An 18,925-nucleotide genomic window follows, 5' to 3' on the forward strand; every position below is an offset into this window, starting at 1 on the left:
AAAATTTTGTAGTGGACGCTGTCGCCGGTGCCAGGAAAAGGGTAAAGCAGGGTGGATTGGATTTATAACCGGCGGCAAAGCGTACACAAAGACTAACGCAGGCTAATTTTGGTGGGGCAAGAACCGAGCGCGGCACAATTTTCCTACCTTGGAGCGAATTTTCGCAAAAAGTAACCATGCACTACGTCTCCACCCGAAATCTAAATTTTGTCCTCAACGAAGTCCTCGACCTCGCCAAGCTCCGCAGCTTCGACCAGTACGTCGACTTCGACGCCGACACCACCGCCATGGCCCTTTCCGCCGCCAAGGAGCTCGCCGACCAGTATCTATGGCCTTCCTACCGGGAGATGGACAAAAATAAAGCTTACTACAAAGACGGTGAAGTGCACGTACTGCCCGAAGTAGGGGAGGGGATGCGCGCGATGGGCGAAGCCGGCTGGATCTCCGCCGCCTGGCCTTACGACCTGAACGGTCAGCAAATGCCAACTACCATCCTGAACGCCGGCGGGCTAATCTTCCAGGCCGCTAACGGTAACCTGGCCGCCTACAGCTTTCTCACCACGGGCGCGGCGAATTTGATTTTGGAGTTCGGCAGCGAAGAACTCAAAGCTACTTACCTGGAAAAGATGGCCCTCGGCCAGTGGCAGGGCACGATGGCCCTGACCGAGCCGCAGGCGGGCTCTTCCCTTTCCGACATCACGACGACCTACGAAGTGCTGGAAGACGGAAGCTACTCCATACGCGGACAAAAAATCTACATCTCCGGTGGCGACCACAACTCGGTGGACAACGTAGTCCACCTACTCCTCGCGCGTAAAAAAGATGGCGAAAAGGGGATGAAGGGCGTGTCGCTCTTCGTCGTGCCCAAGCACCTTCCAGCCGACGGTGGAATGGTAGACAACCATGTCACCACCGCCGGCATCTACGGCAAGATGGGCCAGAAGGGCTACGTTGCCGCCCACCTCATGTACGGCGAGCAGGGCGTAACGAAAGGTCATTTGGTTGGAGAAGAATTTCGTGGCCTCAACAATATGTTCCGCATGATGAACGAGGCGCGGATCGGTACCGGCCTCATGGCGACCGGTTCCGCATCGGCAGCGTATTACGCTAGTTTGCAGTACGCCAAGGAGCGTCCGCAGGGTCGTCACCCGGGAAACAAGGACGTCAATGCACCACAAGTCATCATCGCCGAGCACGCCGACGTGCGGCGGATGCTGCTTTTCCAAAAAGCTGTCGTAGAGGGTAGCGTAAGTTTACTCCTTCAGTGCAGTTTCTGGGAAGACGTCAGCAAAGCAAGTCCCGACGCCGCTGAGCGTGAGCGCGCGCACCTACTACTGGAATTACTCACGCCCATTGCCAAATCCTTCCCCAGCGAGTACGGCAACGAGGCCGTGAGCACCGGTATGCAGGTACTCGGCGGTGCGGGCTACACGGACGATTTTCCCCTCGAACAGATCTTCCGCGACATCCGCGTTAACTCGATCTACGAAGGCACGACGACCATCCACGGCATGGACCTGCTCGGCCGCAAACTGCTGATGAAGAACGGTCAGGCGCTTAAATATTTGACCGAAGAAGTTCAGGGAACGGTCAAACAGGCGATGGCCGTGGAGCAAACCAAGCCGCTGGCGCTGACGCTGGCGCAAAGTTTGGAAAAAATGCAGGGCGTGATGGGTCACCTCTTTAACCTCGCCAAGACCGAAGACCCGAAAGTCTTCCTCGCCGACGCCACCATCTTCCTCGACTACTTCAGTCTCCACATCATCGGTTGGATGTTGCTCCGCGACGCGACCATCGCCGCCGGAGCGCTACCCACCGCGGAAGGCGACGATGACAAAAATTTTTACAAAGCCAAGGTTCTCGTGGCGGAATACTTCTTCAACTACATCTTTACCCGCACGGCCGGCCACCGGCGTACCTTGCTGGCCACCGACCGGATCACGGTAGACATGGACCAGGCTTTGCTCGTCTGAGTACCCACCCGAATGATATCTAGTACAATAACTACTAAGGCTAGTCGCGAGACTAGCCTTAGTAGTTATTGTACTAGATCACCAAAATCCTCGCGCCCCGTTTTTCACTTTCTACCGTTCCGTCACCCGCCGAAATTCTTCCCCGAACCCCGGCACTTCCGTGCCCATCCACTTGTCCCAAAAGGTGAAGTAGAGCCCGTAGTGATACTTCGCCCGCTTGTGGTGTACGTCGTGGTGCGTAGCACCAACGAGCCCGCGCAGAAATGGTATCCGTGCCCAGCTCGCCGGGAAGATTTCCACCCCCGCGTGGTTAATCGTCGCCGAAAGCGTCATCACCGCCAGTAGGGTGAGAAAAGCGAAAACGTGCATGGGGATCAAGAACGCAGCGATGGGGATAAACACTGCCTGTAAAGCAGCTTCGATGGGGTGAAAGCTAAACGCCGTCCAGGCCGTCGTCTCGATGCTTTCGTGGTGCCATTTGTGGACGTGTTCGTAAACACCGGGCTTATGCATCCAGCGGTGAACCCAGTAGTAGTAAGTCTCCTGAGCTAATAAAAAGACTACCGGCCCCAGTGCGAGCCACACCCAATCCGCCGCGCTAAAAAATTCTGTGTACAACTGCGTGTAACCTTCCGCCCACGCCCAGAGCAGTCCGATTCCGAAAGCCGCAAAAATGAACGAGACGCCCGCCGACCGCAGAATCTCCAATCGTCTCAGTCTGGTTGTCGAAGTCTTGCGAGGAAACACCCGCCCCCGCAGCCGGTCACGTAGCTTCCTGGTGAATAACCAGTCGTAGCCCCCGCTAAAAAGCAGGTAACGGACGAAGATGATGGCGAATAGAGCGATCACCCAAAAGAGCCAGTGGCCCGGTTCATGCTGCATACTAGGATCGTTTGGCGGGCGCAAAGGTACCCGCCGGGGGTTAGTGAAGTCGTCTGGGCGAGCAAGCAAAAACGCCCCCCGTCAGCTAAATGACGGGGGGCGCTTAATTGTTATGATAAAGGGTAGCTTAACGTGCTACTGGCAACTAGATACCCGTAAGGGAACCGACGATAGCGGCAGCACCAGAAACTATAATCGCGGTAAACAACCACCAAGCGGCGGCTACGGCAGCTTTGCGGGCACCGTCCGCCTCGATGACGGCACGGCGGGCGGCCTGGTTTTTGGCGCCGTTGGCGGCGTCGGCGGCGGCTTGCAGCTGGTCCTTGACGGTGTTCTGCGCTCCCTCTACTTGGGCTACGGCCTTATCAATATCAGCGTGGCTTAGACTGGTGTTGGCAACCAGTGTGTTGACCAGGTCATCCCGTCGGTAATTCTTAATCCGGTGATTGACCGTATCGAAAGAATCGGCTGGATTATTAATAATCGACATGAACTGGTTCTTCAGGCCGTTAAAATCAATGCCGGAACTAGCGGACGCCTCACCGCTACCGGAGCCACCAACTTGATCCTGCACGCCATTGACGAAAGACATCACTTTATCCTGAACCATCTTCAGCGTATCATTATCCAAAGCTTCCTGCACGCTGGTCGGTAACTTGCCGAGAACCTGCGTCAGCTGATTGGCGTAACCTTCCAACTGCTTTTTCTCCAAGGACGTGTTGTTGCTCAGAATTTTGATGATGCTTTCCTTGTCCATCCCTTTCACCTTTTCGATGGCGTCGGACGAAGTTCCTTGTGGATCATCGAGCAATTCCTGAATCTTGGGACCGAGTTTCTTGGCGTCGAAGCTCTCCGGCGTTGCGCCGTTGAGGTAATCGGTTAGTTTTCCGGTGTACTTTTCGTACATCTCGTCGGTGCTCATGCCGCCTTCGGATTCTCCCTGGTTGTCTTTTTGGAACTGGCTAACGAGCTGCTTCAACTGCTTGATCCGATCCGATTTTCCGCCGTCGTCTTTGCTGCCACTATCGGCGTCGTCGCCACCTCCGTCTACTACTGTCTGGATCGCGGATTGAATGGCGGTCCACTTAGCTGGGTTGGAGCCGCTGTCTTTGGAAGCTTGGCTTAACGTCTGTTGCAAATCAGCTTTCAACTTGTCGTAAGATGGTACGTCGCCAATCTTTCCGACAACTTTGTCACTTGCCTTATCTAATTTATTACCAACCTTATCGACCTTCTTTCCAACCGTACTGGTGAACTGGTTGATGGCATCGGAAATACCGTCGGCGTTGAAGGCGGACGTCATCTCCGAGCGAAATTTCTCGATCGTGTTGTCGGCTACGGATTCCACCTGGCTAGCGGCACTGGGTGTGAACAGCCCCTTAACCGTATCGGCACCGGCGCGAAGACCGGCCACGGCGGTGTTAATGAGGGAGCCGATCAGCGTACCCGCCATCTTGCCCTCGAGGTAGAACATGAGGAGGTAAAAGACCGCCCAGATGGTCAGCCCCAGAGTAATGGCAATAACGTTGTTGACGGCCGGCGTCAACGTGAGGGCTAGGGCAGTGGCGCCGAAGAGAGAAACGGCTGCCGTGACGACGTTCCAGATGCCGAGGGCGGAAGAAATCATTACCCCGGTGTTCGTGGAGTTCGTTTCGTTCCAGTCGGAATCGTCCGTGCTGCTGGCTCCGTACCTGGATTCTACGTAGGACTCCTTGAGGTTCGGGATGGCCGACACGCCAATGGCAATTGAAAGTGCCGTGAGGAGGAACTGGAAGCCGATGGCCAGCATCACGCCAAATAGGACGACGATGAAGTAGTTGGGCGTCAGGACGATCTCGGTGTCCACAAAGTTGTCGCTCTGTGCGCTCAGGCCGGTGCCCGCCAGCAGCGCCAGGGAAGAAAGTAAATGTTTGGTTGTCATGGTATAAACGAATTATGTAAAAAGTATGTGTTGTTAGCTTTACCTAGTGTTTTAAGCGTTCACTATTTTGCATGTTCGGTGGGGCGGTCAATCGCGGGCACATAACAATTCGGTCACGTACATTTTCCCGTATCGGGCAGATTAACGGGACTGGCCGGAGTCGTTTTGCACCACTCAACCGCCCGGCACCAGCGACCGCGCATCCTTGTGACAGTCTCGCGACAACCTTCAACGGCACCAGCTATTCTATGGGCCAGACCCCAGACCCCAGCTATATGTACGCCAGCCTCCGCGATGCCGCCCACGACTTAGAAAAACACGGACAACTACTCCGCATCAGTCGCGAGATCGACCCCGACCTTGAAATGGCCGAAATTCACCGTCGGGTTTTCGCCAAGGGTGGGCCGGCTATCCTGTTCGAGAACGTAAAGGGAAGTCCGTTTCAGGCCTTGTCGAACGTGTACGGCACGAAGGAGCGGACGGACTTTCTTTTCCGCAAAACGATGCCGAAGGTCAAAAAGGTGGTCGAGATTAAGGCCGACCCGGCTAACCTCGCCAAGTCGCCCTTCCGGTACGCCGGAGCGCCCTTCACCGCCGTCAGCGCGCTGCCGCGCAAGCACTTCCGCCCGGCCATTAAGTACGGTCAGACGACGATCGATCAGTTGCCGCTGGTAAAATCCTGGCCCATGGACGGCGGCGCTTTCGTAACCGCCCCCCAGGTTTGCACCCTGCCGCCGGGCAGTAAAAATCCGATGCAGACCAACCTCGGTATGTACCGAATTCAACTCACCGGCAACGATTACGAGACCAACAAAGAGATTGGTTTGCACTACCAGCTGCACCGGGGGATCGGTGTCCACCACACCGAATACTTAAAGTCCGACGAGCCTTTCCGTTGCTCCATCTTCGTGGGTGGGCCGCCGAGCCACGCCTTCAGCGCCATCATGCCGCTGCCGGAGGGGCTGAGCGAGATGACGTTTGCCGGAATGCTGGCCGGGCGCCGGTTCGGCTACGCCTGGGATCGCGACTGGATCCTCTCCGCCGACGCGGATTTTGTCATCACCGGCACGATTCGCAAACAAGGCATGATGCCGGAAGGCCCGTTCGGCGATCACCTCGGTTATTATTCCCTCGAACACCCGTTTCCGGTGATGGACGTCGAGACGGTCTGGCACCGTAAGGATCCGATTTGGCAGTTTACCGTCGTCGGTCGCCCGCCGGCGGAAGATTCGCAGTTCGGCTACCTCATTCACCAGATCGTGGAAGATTTGACGCCGGGAGAATTTCCGGGCATCAAGCAAATCAATGCCGTCGATGAGGCGGGCGTTCACCCGTTGTTGCTGGCCATTGGCTCGGAGCGGTACATGCCGTTCCGGGAGGACGAGCAGATGCTCGTGCCGGAGGAAATCATCACGCAGGCAAACCGGATCATCGGTAGTGGACAAACGTCCCTCGCGAAGTTCTGCCTCATCGCCGATGGAACCAATGAACCTAACTTAGACGCTGATAACCAGCCCGCTTTCTTCCAGTACTTGCTGGAAAGGTTTAACCCCGAGCGCGACCTTCACTTTCAGACGCGGACGACGATCGATACGCTCGACTACTCCAGCGAAGGCTGGAACGCCGGCTCAAAATTGATCTGGGCCTGTCGGGGTCAAAAGGTACGGGACCTGACGGACCAGTTACCCACCTACTTTACTTTGCCGGAAGCATTTAGCGACCCACGTTTCGTTGCGCCGGGCATCCTCGCCGTGCGGGGGCCAAAGAACGAGGGGAAGGGGAGTTACGCCGATATGGAAAGTCTCGCCAAGGCAAATTTGGGCGCGGACGCGGGTACCGTGTTGAGTGACGGAATAGCAATGATTGTCGTCTGTGACGATGCCGAGTTTTTGTCAGCTGATTTTGCCAACTTTATCTGGGCGACGTTTACCCGGAGCAACCCGAGTCACGACGTCTACGGTCTGGATACTTTCGTGGAGCACAAACACTGGGGTTGCCGCGGTCCTATCCTGATCGATGCCCGCGTCAAGCCCTGGCACGCTCCGGGCCTGGTGGAAGATCCAGCCGTCACCGCGCGGGTGGATGTGCTGGAAAAGGAAGGCGTCATGGGGTAAAAGGTGGTTAATTTGTCTTACGGTTAACAACCACGTAAAGCCTAATTGCGGCTTGATTTTGTACCTTTGTCCAGAGAATTAAGCACGGTGATTCGGCTTCTTTTGTGCCGAATCGATTGTTGCCCCACTTACTGATTGACCACGCGTGCCAACATTATTATTAAACCTTCAAGATCGTCTTCCCGGGCCGAAACTCGATGAGTTTCTGACTGCGGGCTGGCGACCCGTGGGCCAGCAATTGTACACCTGCGATTTCATTCGTACCGAAGCGGACGAGTTGTTCGGCTGCGTGCAAATCCGAATGCCCCTCACGGAATTCAAATTCAAACGCAAGCAGCGGCGGTTGCTGCGGCAGAACGGAGAACTGTTCCGTTTTGAAATTGGCCCCGCCACGCCCATCACCCGCGAGATGCGGGAGGTGAATAGGAAGTACATCGCCAAGAATCCGGATCGCTCGCGGACTGATTTAGAGTTTCACGCCGGTTACTATCCCGAAAAACGTTTCATTAATACGCAACAGGTATTGGTGTACATCAACGAGCGCCTGGTGGCCTTTAGTTATTTCGACGTGGGGGAGAAGTGCCTCTATTCCAAGACGGGTATCTACGACCCTGACTACCGGGAGAACAGTCTGGGTATCTACACGATGCTGCTCGAAGTCCAGTGGGCGATTGCTAACGGATACGAATATTACCACCCGGGCTACGTCTCCGTAGATTTTCCAATCTTCAATTACAAATTACGCCTGGGGCCGATGGAATACCGCCACTGTCAAACGGGGCAGTGGGCGACGCTAACGGACAATGACCCCTCCGTTCCCTTAGACCCTCTGCACCTGCAGGAAGCTGCCATGTACCGCCTCGTGACGAGCCTGCGACGGGCGGGGATCGGGAGCCGGCTAAAGGAATACCCCAGTTTTACCGCCAGGTTCTACTACCCCGGCCACGGTGGTGGGTTGGTGGATGCACCGTTCGTCTGCCAGCTGGACGACGGGATTCCTTCCGGTCGTAGAACCCTGATCAGTTATGATCACATGGCGGAGGAGTACACGGTCTTCAATCCGGGCCTATCGTCCCTGACGGACATAAAACTACAGCCCGTGGGGCCGACTGGTGTGGCGCGCTACCCCCGTCCCGTCCCGATGGAAATCGTGCACCTCGCCACCCGCTCCATCGATGAAATTCGGGACTGCTGCCTCGCCGCGGCGGACGAGGCGGCTACGTAGCCACGAAGAAGAAGTAGATAAACACTAGTAAAAGGAGGACGATCACCCCGACGATGGTGAATACCTTTTTCACCGCGGCGGCTTCGTTAATCTTTGCTTGCTTCTTCTTTGCTGTTCTTTGCTTTGCCATGATCGAATACTGTTAAGTTGCTTCAAGCTAAAGAAATTTGTTGGGATGACGGCAATAAGCTGCTGCATCAGCTAACTTCAACATTGCGCTGCGCAGATGCTGCTAACCAAGTGTACGTAGTTCTGGCGAATCCGCCGGGAGCCGCCGGTGAACTTGGCAACCCCGTAATTGCTTAAAGCCACCGCCACTCATTACCTTCACGCCACACCAGTAAAATATCTACCACTATGACTCCTCAACTTCTGGCCGGAAAACGCGGCGTAATCTTTGGCGCGCTCGACGATCAATCCATCGCGTGGCAAATTGCTGATGTTTGCGCGGAGATGGGGGCCAAGTTCACGCTGACCAACGCCCCGGTAGCGATGCGTTTCGGGACGATCAGCGAGTTAGCCGAAAAGCACGGCTGTGAGGTCATCCCCGCCGACGCCACGAGCATCGAGGACATGGAAAACCTTTTTCAGAAGTCGGAAGAGATCCTGGGCGGTAAGCTGGACTTCGTCTGCCACGCCATCGGGATGTCGCTCAACGTGCGCAAGGGGCGCCCCTATACGGACATCAAACACGAGTGGATGTTGAAGACGTTCGACATCAGTGCGGTAAGCTTTCACAAGATGTGTCAGGTACTCTTCAAGGGGGATCATATGGCGGATCACGGGTCCATCCTTGGCCTAACTTACATTGCTTCGCAACGCACCTTTCCGGACTACAGTGAGATGGCCGAGAGTAAGGCTTTGCTGGAAAGCTTCGCCCGTTCCTTCGGTTACCATTTCGGTGAAAAGAACGGCGTTCGGGTAAACACCGTCAGCCAGTCACCGACCATGACGACGGCCGGCAAGGGCGTAAAGGGGTTCAAAGAGTTTTTTGGTTACGCGGACAAAATGTCTCCCCTCGGAAATGCCCCCGCGCGCGATTGCGCCAACTATTGCGCCACGTTGTTCAGCGACTACACGCGCTTCGTGACCATGCAAAATCTGTTTCACGACGGTGGTTTCTCCAACATGGGCATGAGTCCTAAATTGATTGAGCAGACAGCGGATGAGGAGTGAGTGGTGTCTTTTTATTAAGATCTTTTAGGCGGTAGGAATGTAGGCGGTAGGCGGTAGATTATACCCTCAAGATCGCTGATTTACTGCGAGTTTATATTCAACGAAGTGACCCAGCAAAACCACTAAGTTTAAGTATTAGTAAATTAAAATCCGCCTACCGCCTACCGCCTACCGCCTAATTCTAAAAAACCAAAGTCCTGCCAACGCTACGACTAACCTTCTTTCTCCTAGCCACCCTCCTTTGCACCTGCGTCCGCGCCCAAGTGCTAGACCCCTCGGATAGTGGCCGGCCCCAAATCGGCGACCCCGACTACGACGCCAGCCAGGACCGTCGCGCCGGGCCGCAGGAGCAGCGCGAAGACCTACCGGATACCTTCGGCATTTTCCAGTACCGAGTCAATAACCCCAACCAAGAAACCAGCTACCGTGATAGTCTGCTGAGTGGCCTGCAACGCTACGAACCCGGCCGGAAAGTGCCCTTCGATTACGGTACCACCGGCCAACTTGGCGGCGCGGCCTACCGACTGCGCTACGAACCTACCTTACGGACCGGAACGGAAATCGGTCTACGGCAATTCGATCTCTACCAGCTCGACGGGGAACGCCTTCAGTATTACCGACTAGAGCGACCGTTTACTTACCTGGGGCACGTCCGCGAAAGCCAACAGGAAGATACCTGGACGACCGCCAAATTTTCCCGCAATTTTGCCGATGGCGTCAACCTGCTGCTGGACTACACCCGGCTGTCTCAGCAAGGGACACAGGACCAGTACCCGAACCAAAACCTTAGGAACACCCACGTGGCGACCGGTTTGAGTATTCGCCCGCCGAACGCCCGCTACAATGGCTTTTTTAGTTTCGCGGCAAATACTTACGAGCAATTGCAAAACGGGGGCATCATACGGAGCACGCTTGACGACGGCGGTGGTGAGGTCAATAACTTACAGAATATCACTTCACGCCTGGCGGAAACCCGGATGCGTTACAGTTTTCGGGAGGTAATGGCGACCCAGTCGCTACAATTCGGTGGGCGGCGCGATACGCTGACGGGCAAAGACCGACGCGCGTTCACCCTCCAGCACCAACTTAAACTGGACGGTCGGCGCTACCGCGTGAGTTCCGAGCAGGGTGCGCCGGTGGATAGTTTCTTCCGACAGTTCCCGGAGCTACTCGTCGATGACCGGGGCGCGCGTAACCAGATCGAGCACAACATCCTCAGTAACGATCTCACGTTCAGCACTTTCCGGAAGGGGAGTAGTGGAGACCGAGAAACGGTGCAGCGCGACGTGATCTCGGTGGGGATTAAGCACCTCTACCACCGGATTCGGCAGGATAATGATTCGACCATTAACAATGTGTTAGCGCACGGCCAGATTGGTCTGCGCCCGAACGACAACCTCAGCCTCGTCGTGGACGCGCAGCTAAATTTAATCGGACAAATTGGCGACTACCGAATTAGTGGGGAAGGGATTCTCGACCTCGGCAGGGCGGGAAAGCTCGAACTTAAGGCCCTGAATCAATTGTACGCACCCGATTTAGTGCAGGATATTTTCCGGCTGAACGGGCAGACGATCTACGACAATAATTTTGGGAAGACGCTCGAGTTGCGACTGGAGGGCGCCTACACCTTGCCGGTCGTCAAGATCAGGGCGGGCCTGGCGTACTCCGTACTAACTAATTACATTTACTTCGGGACCGATGGCTTACCGGTACAGGACGACGGAGTAAATAACATCGTACAGCTAAGCGCGGAACGCGACCTGACTTTCGGCAAAATGCGCCTGGATAATCGGGTCTTATTTCAGCAGGCCGACGAGACCGTCTTCCGATTGCCGCAACTGTACGGAGAACACAGCCTGTACTACGCCGGAAAATGGTTCGGGGTACTCAACGTGAATTTGGGTGTAGACATCCGCTACGCAAGTGGATTCAAGCCTTATTACTACAACAGTATCGTGCAGCAATTCCAGCTACAGGATGAGCAGGAGACTAAATTTCAGTACCAAATCGATCCATTTTTTAGTCTGCGGGTCACGCGTTTCCGTTTCTTCGCAAAATACATTCAACTCAACACGCAGTGGGCTCCGGACGATTTACTCTATCTGACCGCAGAGCATCCTTACCCGGACGCGGCGGTACGGCTCGGGGCCACCTGGAGATTGCAGGATTGACTGATCGCGCTTTGGGATTGCAGTGACAGCTTTACCCATCGAATAGAAAACGCCGAATCACGTTTGTGATCCGGCGCTAGCAGTTATTTCATAGAAATTCCTCAGCTCATCATTTACCAGCGTAGACAAACACCACGGTCGCCAGGGGAGGTACGGTTATTTCGAGGTGAAAGGGTCGCCCGTTCCATTCGGATTCTACCGCTTTCACTGGCTTAAATTCCTGGGCACCCGTTCCGCCGTACTCCTTAGCATCGGAATTAATCAGCAGCTTATAGGTGCCCGCCTTCGGAACCCCGACTCGGTAGTGGTGCCGAACCGTTGGCGTCAAGTTATTGATAACTATGGCTAGCTCATTGCCTTTCTTTCCCTTGCGCAGGTAGGTTAGAACGCTGTTTTGGTTATCGCCGCCGTCGATCCACTCGAACCCCTGCGGATCATAAGCTTGGGCGTAAAGAGCAGGTGTTTCGCGGTAGGCCTTATTAAGGTCGGCGACGTACTTTTTCAATCCTTTGTGCGGGGCGGTTTCGGAAAGCGTCCAGTTGAGTCCTTTATCAATGCTCCACTCCGTTGTCTGCCCGAACTCGTTGCCCATAAATAGCAACTGGCTGCCCGGGTGGGTGTACATGTAGCCGTAGAGGGTGCGCATATTGGCGAAGCGCTGCCAGTCGTCGCCGGGCATCCGGTCGATAATCGGGCCTTTGCCGTGTACCACTTCGTCGTGGCTCAGGGGCAGCATGAAGTTTTCGGTAAACGCGTAGACGAGACTGAAAGTGAGCGAATTGTGGTGGTGACTCCGGTGGATGGGGTCATTTTTGAAAAAGCCGAGCGTATCGTGCATCCAACCCATCATCCACTTCATACCGAAGCCCAGGCCGCCCACGTACGTCGGGCGGGAAACACCCTCGAAGGCAGTGCTCTCTTCCGCGATGGTCATCGTGTCCGGATATTCCCGGTAGACGGCTTCGTTGAATTCCCGGAGAAAACTAATTGCCTCCAGATTTTTGTTGCCACCAAATTTGTTGGGAATCCACTCACCCTCCTTACGACTGTAGTCGAGGTACAGCATGGAGGCTACCGCGTCTACCCGTAGGGCGTCGATGTGATAACGGTCGAGCCAAAAGAGCGCATTGGAAATCAGAAACGAACGTACTTCGTTGCGACCGTAGTTGAAGATGGCGGATTTCCAATCAGGGTGGAAGCCGAGCTTCGGGTCCTCATGGTCGTAGAGGTGGGTGCCGTCGAACTGAGCCAAACCGTGCGCGTCGGTGGGGAAATGGCTAGGTACCCAGTCTAAGATTACCCCGATGCCAGCTTTGTGTAGTTCCTGGATCAGGTACATAAAGTCCTGCGGCCCGCCGAACCGGCTGGAGGGTGCGAAGTAGCCGGTAATCTGGTATCCCCAACTCGGGAAATACGGATGCTCCATCACGGGCAAGAATTCTACGTGGGTAAAATTCATCTCCTTCATGTAGTCGACCAGATCGACGGCAAGCTCGCGGTAGCTCAGGCTTTCGGTCCCCTTCGGTTTTTTCCAGCTTCCGAGGTGGACCTCGTAGACGGAATAGGGGCTGTCGATACCGTTATGCTTCGACCTGACCTTCATCCAGTCCGCATCGTCCCACTCGTAGTAGGTATCCCAAACAATGCTGGCCGTGAGTGGGGGTGTTTCCCAGAGGCGAGCGAAGGGGTCGCCTTTGTCGAGCAGGTCACCGCTCTGCGTCTCGATGGAATATTTGTAGATCGTACCACTCTTCACGCGCGGTATGAAACCCTCGAAAATTCCCGAACTATCCCAACGGGCGTTGAGCGGGTGCGCGCCGTGATCCCAGCCGTTAAAATTACCGATCACGCTCACCGACTTTGCGCTGGGGCCCCAAACGGCAAAATAAGTTCCTTGCTCACCATCAAGCTCGATGACGTGGCTCCCAAGTTTGTCGTAAGCGCGAAAAAGCTTTCCGGCCTTCCAGAGGTTAGCGTCTTCGTCGGAAAATAGACTGTGGGAGATAACGGCGGTTTGGGTACTCATAAGTTTGTTTTGCTGGGGTATTGAAGGAATGGCGGCTACGTCTTCCGGTACAACAACGTGGGCACGGCACCGATGTTAACGGAGGAAGATGGGTTTGTCCCGCAGGCTCGGTAATCGATTCGTGGAGGAATGACGCAGAATACTGGCCGTCCCCACGGCGGCAAAAATAGGCGCCGGTGAAACGCTGCGTACTCGAATGGTCAATCCTGTACCTCAATAGGTAACCGGCCCGGGACGAAGCACAAAGCCTCCCGATCAATCTGACCGGGAGGCTTTTGCAAGTGACTTCATCGAAGAAAGATTATTTGCGGACGCCGCCCTTGAGTTCGTCCTGAAGATTTTTCAGCTCTTCGTTTTTGCCGGCGGCGGCGAGTTTGGCCTGCTCCTGCCAGGTTTTTGGTTTGGCGAGGCGGAACCGGGCGCCTGCTTCCTGCAGTACGTCGGCGAGTTTCTTGTCGGAGGCCTTCGCCAAATCGGCAAAAGAGCTGATGTCGGCCTTTTTGAGGAGTCCGGCAATCTTCGGGCCGATGCCTTCGATGCGCTTCAGGTCGTCAGCCGGGGCGGACTTTTTAGTACTCTTTGCGGACGTAGCTTTCTTGGCCACCTCCTGCTTCGTCTTGGATTTTGCGGGCTTCGCGGTGGCCTGGGCGGTTTCCTTTTTCTTGGCGGCACTGGCCTTTGCGGGCTTTGCGGCTACCGTATCCTTCTTGGTTGCTTCTTTCTTTTGTGGTGCCTTTTTATCAGATGTCTTCTCTTCGACCTGATCGAGCGAGAGGCAGCAGTTTTTGGTGCCGTAGCCGCTTTCGGTGTACCCTTCGACACTCGGGTCGTTCACCCACTCATCCTCGTCGGCTAGGTAGCGGAATTGGTAATGCCCGGCGGGAAGCTCAGTGTGGCCGGTATATTTGTTTTTGCTGAACTTTAGCGCCACGCCGTCGGCCCAACTCCAATCATTGAAACTGCCGAGGACGCGAAGATCTCGCTTCTCCCCGATTTGCTCGGCGGCGAGTTCGAAAGTAACCTTGTACGCCTGCTTGGATTTCGTGTAAGTCGTCTTGATCATAATGGTGTGTTTGGATAATATGATGGTTTGTGTATCGCGTATCTACTTATCAACCACAAAATAGGGCACGATGTTGGTTCGAAGTAACTGACTACCAAAAGATTGGGCTCCTCGATAGCTATCGGGGCTGGTGCCGGGTAATTAGGTAAATGCAGTGACTTTGACGTTGACCGCCCGAATATTTGGTTCGGCGGTTCCTAAGGTACTTACGGAAGCGTGTTGTTGGCTCACCGAGCGAATATTACACCGTTACGGAAACAGCACCTAGGTGGCAAAGGACGCGTATATTGTTTCGACTGGCCCGTAATTTATGTTCACCATTTCGTACGACCTGGCCTAAATTAAACCCATCCGCGACCACTTAGTGGGCTTGCGGGGGCCGATCCCCGTAACTTATGCGGGGTACTCCCGTGGGCGTAACTAGTTCACCAAGCTAACTCATCGTGTTCTAATCATACGCGCTAGCTACCGGAATTGGACTACCGGATCGACGTTGCTTTTCAACCGCAAGAACCCGGCACCCGCGACCGCGCAAAAAGTGCGCTTATTTTGGTCAGAGGCTTTAGCTTGGGCGCGTACTTCAACCCAAAAAAAAGGCCCTCCCCGAAAGTCGGAGAGGGCGAAACTTAAAGTCGATCATGCAAATTCTATTCCACGAGTTGGCGTTGCCGGTTGCGTGTGTTTTGGAGGTCACTTACGCTATCCTCCGATGTTGATACAAAGAACGGGGAATTACGGGCCGTAACTACCGCATATTTTCACGTGGCCTACGCAATTTTTGTCCTGTTTTAACTCGGTGGTAAACGGTGCATATTTTGGGGTAAAATATGCACCTTAATTACTCAATTTAATTTATGCATGAGCTATTCGCACGCGCCGTGCGTTCAGGTTTTGACGACGACGGTTAGCGACGAATTCACGCCACGCCCAAAAACCTGAGTGACAAACGGGCGTTACGCTCCCCGTGGCTGACCCGCAATAATTAGCGGCAAACCGTCCGCAAAGAATAACCACTATCATGGAAGGCCACCAACGCCCCGTGCTCCAACGTATCCTGCCGACGCTGGATTCCTCTTTCCTCCTCAAGCACTATCCTGACCCTACCGTCCGGGGGGATAAAGTCCCGAACTATCATTATCACCCAGAACTCGAACTTGTCTTCGTAAACGGTGGCAACGGGCGGCGCCACGTCGGTAGCCACGTCTCTTACTTCGACGACGGCGAGCTCATCCTGATCGGTTCTAACCTGCCGCACTGGGGCTTTACGGACCGCAACACCGGCAACCGCGCCGAAACCGTCGTACAATTTTCTCCCAATTTCCCCACTCCGGACTTTCGCGCGCTTTCGGAATTCAGCCAGATAAATAACTTGCTGGAGAGGGCCAAAAACGGCATCTCCTTCACGGGGCGGACGAAAGAAGTGGAAGGCCGCCGCCTGGAACGAATGGTGGAGCTCGATCCCCTCGGCCGCCTCCTCCTTTTGCTCGACGTACTCCGCGAACTTTCTGAATCCGAGGAATACGAAAGCCTCAACGCCGACGGCGTTCACATCGAGATCGCGACCCACGGCTACGAGCGGTTCAACAACGTGCAGCAATTTATTTCCGATAATTTCCGCCGCGACCTGGCCGTCGCCGAAGCTGCCAGCGTTGCCGCGATGACGGTACCGGCCTTCTGCCGCTACTTCAAGAAAGTCACCGGAAAAACCTTCGTTACCTACCTGACCAATTTCCGCATCGTATACGCTTGCAAACTGCTCAGCGACGAGCACAGCACGATCGCCGAAGTGGCTTTCGACTGCGGGTTCAACTCCCTGAGCCAGTTCAACAGAAGTTTTAAAAAGGTGACCGAGCGGACGCCCACCGAGTATCGCCTGGACTTGCGTAAAACAGTCGGCGGGAACCTGCCCAGCGGCTGACGCCCGTGATGCGGCACCCGCTATTCACAAAAATCCCCAACAAAATTAAGCACCAGGTTTCGGTACTCTTCTGGCCGCCAGATAATGTTGTGCGCGTGCCAGGCGCCCCAGTCGAGCGGGTGGTAAACGAATGAGCCCTTTTTTGACGCGGCCGCGGCGAGGCGGTCGGATTGCTCGGGGCTGGTGAGCGTATCGGACTGAGAATGGAACAACAGCATCGGCATTTCCAGGCGGGGCATTGCTTCCAGCATGCTGACCTTGTTGAAGTCTACGTCGTCGCGGATTTTGATCCACGCAAACGCGCCGGGGGTGAGGAGTTTTAGGCCATTTCCGTAGTCCTTCAAGCCACGTTCCATGACGGCGCTGTACCAGTCGGCGAAAGGGCTTTCGGCGATGATCCAGGCTGGTTTCTCGGTGGCCCGGTCCGCGGCGAGGATGACCGTGGAAGCGCCCCAGCTTTCCCCGTACCAACCGATTCCTTTCATAGAAAGACCAGTCCGTTCCTGAAGGAGCTTGGAGGCGGCAATCAGGTCCATCGCCTCGTGGTCGCCGCCGCTCCCGTACGCTTCGTCGCTCGCGCCGTGGCCCCGGTGGTCGTAGAGTAGCATGGCGCAGTTGCAGTCCCGAAAGATTGGCGTGTATTTGAGCATATTAGCGCGGTTCATGCTGTAGCCGTGGGAGAACACCACGCCGCAATCAAAGCCCTCGGGAGTAAAGGACCAACCGCGCAACGTAATGCCGTCGTAAGGACTGACGAAGCTGATTTCCTCCTGGTTGGGCAACGTCCGCACGATGGAATCCAGGTCCCAGTCCCAACGCTCCTTATTCATCTGGTAGACCGTGGCGATGTCCCGGTCCGGTGTGTGTAGGATTAGTCCGCTGAAAAAATAGGTGACGCCTAAATAGAGGAGGATCAGGAGGACGGCCAGGCCGATCAATATTTTTTTCATAAGTCAACTTCGGGAGGCTAGGTCAAGATATCCGCCAAGATAACCTTAGTCCACCTTAGGTCCGTCCACGCGAAGTCGCGGATTTGCACTTTTGGATATAGTCAGCATAATTTTTCGCAAAGTGTACACCGCGCGCCACATTGTGCCGTTCTTACGCCAAACTACCGCATACATGATTAAGTCCTGCCCCCTGTTTCTCTTTTTTGCGCTGTCGCTGGTGCAGAGTGTTCTGGTGGGGCAAGGGGAGTGGGAACTAGAACACGCGGGCAACGGCGTGAAAGTCTTCGTCCGTGCGGAAGCGAATGACGATATGTCCGTGCGGGTAGAAACTACCGCCGCCGTCAGCGCCGAATCCGTGCTGGCCGTGCTGGACGATGCCCCGAGCTACCCCGCATGGGTCCACCGCTGCGAAGCGGCCTACCGCATCCCCGGCGGCACGGATAACAACTACCTCTACTACAGCCACATCGACCTGCCTTTCCCCTTTCAGGATAAGGAAGTCGTGGCCCGCATCGATCAGTCCTGGTCCGATGGCACGCTGACCCGCACCATCCTTGCTGAGCCGGACGCGCTCCCGCCCAATAAGGGTAAAGACCGACTCACGACTTACGAAGCGGAGTGGAAAATCACCCCCCAACCCGACGGGCGCGTCTTCATTACTTGCACCTGCCGGACGGAGGCCGGCGCCGGTCTACCGAACTGGGTACGGAAAGAGATCCTCACCGGTGGGCCGGCTAAAACGATGGAGAACTTGGTTGAGCGGCTGGAAGGGGTGGCGCGGAAGTGAACTGCTCGGAGTCGGGGTACTGGATCTTCTGTTCTTTATAGATAGACGTGATCGATGGCTATTTCCGGGCCCTCTTCCCATTCCAGCATGGCGTTCATCAGCCGTACCTTTTTGAAACTAGCTAAATCGCGATCGCGGATGATGGCCGGGCGAATGACGTTGTTCTTCAATAACAGTTCCCTGCGAACGCCCTTGAGCATTGGGTAGGCCGGGGTGTACCAGTGCCGCCCGTCGTAAAAAGCGAGGTTAGCGTAGCTACTATCCATTAAGTAGCCATTTTTGGCCATAATGATGTCGTCGGCCTTCCCCCGCCGCTCGAATAGTTTACCGATACCCGCGCGCTCGGCAAACTTATGCCCGTAAGTAAGTTCTTCCGCCCGGGTCAATTTAAGGGAGTTAATCGGCTTGATTTCGTACGGAATTATCTCTGCTTTGATGATGGTCGTGTCGTACTCCACGCGCAGTTTGTGGAGGCCGCTTCGGGGCAACTCCGTCTCCGCAATCAGTTTGCTGAGTCTGATGACGGGCGACTTGGCGTAGATGGCCCTGCGTGCGCGGTCCATCCTGCTTTGGTGAAGAGAAAGCAAGGGGATTTCGCCATCAATTAAGCGAATGGATTCGATGAGTGCGGGGGCTTTCTTCATTTAAGTAGGGTAGTGTTATCCAGGAAAACAGGCCCTGAAGTGAAGTAATCGTCCAGGGCCAACGGGAGAATTTTG

At 55.2% G+C, this 18,925-nt stretch carries 14 protein-coding genes; 7 read left to right on the top strand and 7 right to left on the bottom strand.

Annotation, left to right across the window (positions count from 1 at the left end):
• Positions 1-176 precede the first annotated feature (176 nt).
• Positions 177-1,973, top strand: coding sequence for an acyl-CoA dehydrogenase (locus GGR27_RS00130; RefSeq protein WP_168035370.1), 1,797 nt, complete (start codon positions 177-179; stop codon positions 1,971-1,973).
• A gap of 111 nt (positions 1,974-2,084) precedes the next feature.
• Here the strand turns inward: GGR27_RS00130 and GGR27_RS00135 are convergent, their stop codons facing one another.
• Together GGR27_RS00135 and GGR27_RS00140 are read right to left on the bottom strand one after the other, a co-directional pair.
• Positions 2,085-2,855, bottom strand: coding sequence for a sterol desaturase family protein (locus GGR27_RS00135; RefSeq protein ID WP_168035371.1), 771 nt, complete (start codon positions 2,853-2,855; stop codon positions 2,085-2,087).
• A gap of 145 nt (positions 2,856-3,000) precedes the next feature.
• A complete protein-coding gene (locus GGR27_RS00140; protein ID WP_168035372.1) occupies positions 3,001-4,776 on the bottom strand; it encodes a hypothetical protein in 1,776 nt (591 codons plus the stop codon).
• 248 nt (positions 4,777-5,024) lie between these two features.
• Here GGR27_RS00140 and GGR27_RS00145 point away from each other — a divergent pair, with 248 nt between their 5' ends.
• Both GGR27_RS00145 and GGR27_RS00150 read left to right on the top strand, forming a co-directional pair.
• A complete protein-coding gene (locus tag GGR27_RS00145) occupies positions 5,025-6,890 on the top strand; it encodes a UbiD family decarboxylase (RefSeq protein WP_245184348.1) in 1,866 nt (621 codons plus the stop codon).
• 145 nt (positions 6,891-7,035) lie between these two features.
• On the top strand, positions 7,036-8,115 hold the full coding sequence (locus GGR27_RS00150) for a GNAT family N-acetyltransferase (RefSeq protein WP_168035373.1): 1,080 nt from the start codon (positions 7,036-7,038) through the stop codon (positions 8,113-8,115).
• Here the strand turns inward: GGR27_RS00150 and GGR27_RS00155 are convergent.
• The gene (locus GGR27_RS00155; RefSeq protein ID WP_168035374.1) at positions 8,108-8,245 is read right to left on the bottom strand and encodes a hypothetical protein; all 138 of its coding nucleotides are present in this window, start codon (positions 8,243-8,245) and stop codon (positions 8,108-8,110) included. The two genes, GGR27_RS00150 and GGR27_RS00155, sit on opposite strands and share 8 nt — an antisense overlap.
• Before the next feature lie 227 nt (positions 8,246-8,472).
• On the opposite strand from GGR27_RS00155, the gene GGR27_RS00160 reads away from it, so the two are divergent.
• Complete coding sequence (locus GGR27_RS00160) at positions 8,473-9,291, top strand: enoyl-ACP reductase FabI (protein ID WP_168035375.1); 819 nt, start codon at positions 8,473-8,475, stop codon at positions 9,289-9,291.
• 263 nt (positions 9,292-9,554) lie between these two features.
• Entirely contained in the window at positions 9,555-11,462 is a 1,908-nt protein-coding gene (locus GGR27_RS00165) for a putative porin (protein WP_168035376.1), read from the top strand.
• A 109-nt stretch (positions 11,463-11,571) separates the two neighbouring features.
• Here GGR27_RS00165 and glgB read toward each other — a convergent pair whose 3' ends face one another.
• Positions 11,572-13,488, bottom strand: a complete 1,917-nt coding sequence (glgB, locus tag GGR27_RS00170; protein WP_168035377.1) for a 1,4-alpha-glucan branching protein GlgB — start codon at positions 13,486-13,488, stop codon at positions 11,572-11,574.
• A 301-nt stretch (positions 13,489-13,789) separates the two neighbouring features.
• The gene (locus GGR27_RS00175; RefSeq protein ID WP_168035378.1) at positions 13,790-14,551 is read right to left on the bottom strand and encodes a DUF4332 domain-containing protein; all 762 of its coding nucleotides are present in this window, start codon (positions 14,549-14,551) and stop codon (positions 13,790-13,792) included.
• A 1,018-nt stretch (positions 14,552-15,569) separates the two neighbouring features.
• Between GGR27_RS00175 and GGR27_RS00180 the strand changes: the two genes are divergently transcribed.
• A complete protein-coding gene (locus tag GGR27_RS00180) occupies positions 15,570-16,469 on the top strand; it encodes an AraC family transcriptional regulator (protein WP_168035379.1) in 900 nt (299 codons plus the stop codon).
• A gap of 20 nt (positions 16,470-16,489) precedes the next feature.
• Here the strand turns inward: GGR27_RS00180 and GGR27_RS00185 are convergent, their stop codons facing one another.
• Positions 16,490-17,419: an alpha/beta hydrolase gene (locus GGR27_RS00185; RefSeq protein ID WP_168035380.1), complete on the bottom strand. Its 930-nt coding sequence runs from the start codon at positions 17,417-17,419 to the stop codon at positions 16,490-16,492.
• Positions 17,420-17,591: 172 nt separating this feature from the next.
• Here GGR27_RS00185 and GGR27_RS00190 point away from each other — a divergent pair, with 172 nt between their 5' ends.
• On the top strand, positions 17,592-18,206 hold the full coding sequence (locus tag GGR27_RS00190) for an SRPBCC family protein (protein ID WP_168035381.1): 615 nt from the start codon (positions 17,592-17,594) through the stop codon (positions 18,204-18,206).
• A gap of 35 nt (positions 18,207-18,241) precedes the next feature.
• Here the strand turns inward: GGR27_RS00190 and GGR27_RS00195 are convergent, their stop codons facing one another.
• Positions 18,242-18,850 carry an aminotransferase class IV gene (locus GGR27_RS00195; protein WP_168035382.1) on the bottom strand — a complete coding sequence of 203 codons (609 nt, stop codon included), beginning with the start codon at positions 18,848-18,850 and terminating at the stop codon, positions 18,242-18,244.
• Positions 18,851-18,925: the final 75 nt, after the last annotated feature.

This window comes from Neolewinella antarctica, assembly GCF_011927835.1.
GTDB lineage: Bacteria > Bacteroidota > Bacteroidia > Chitinophagales > Saprospiraceae > Neolewinella > Neolewinella antarctica.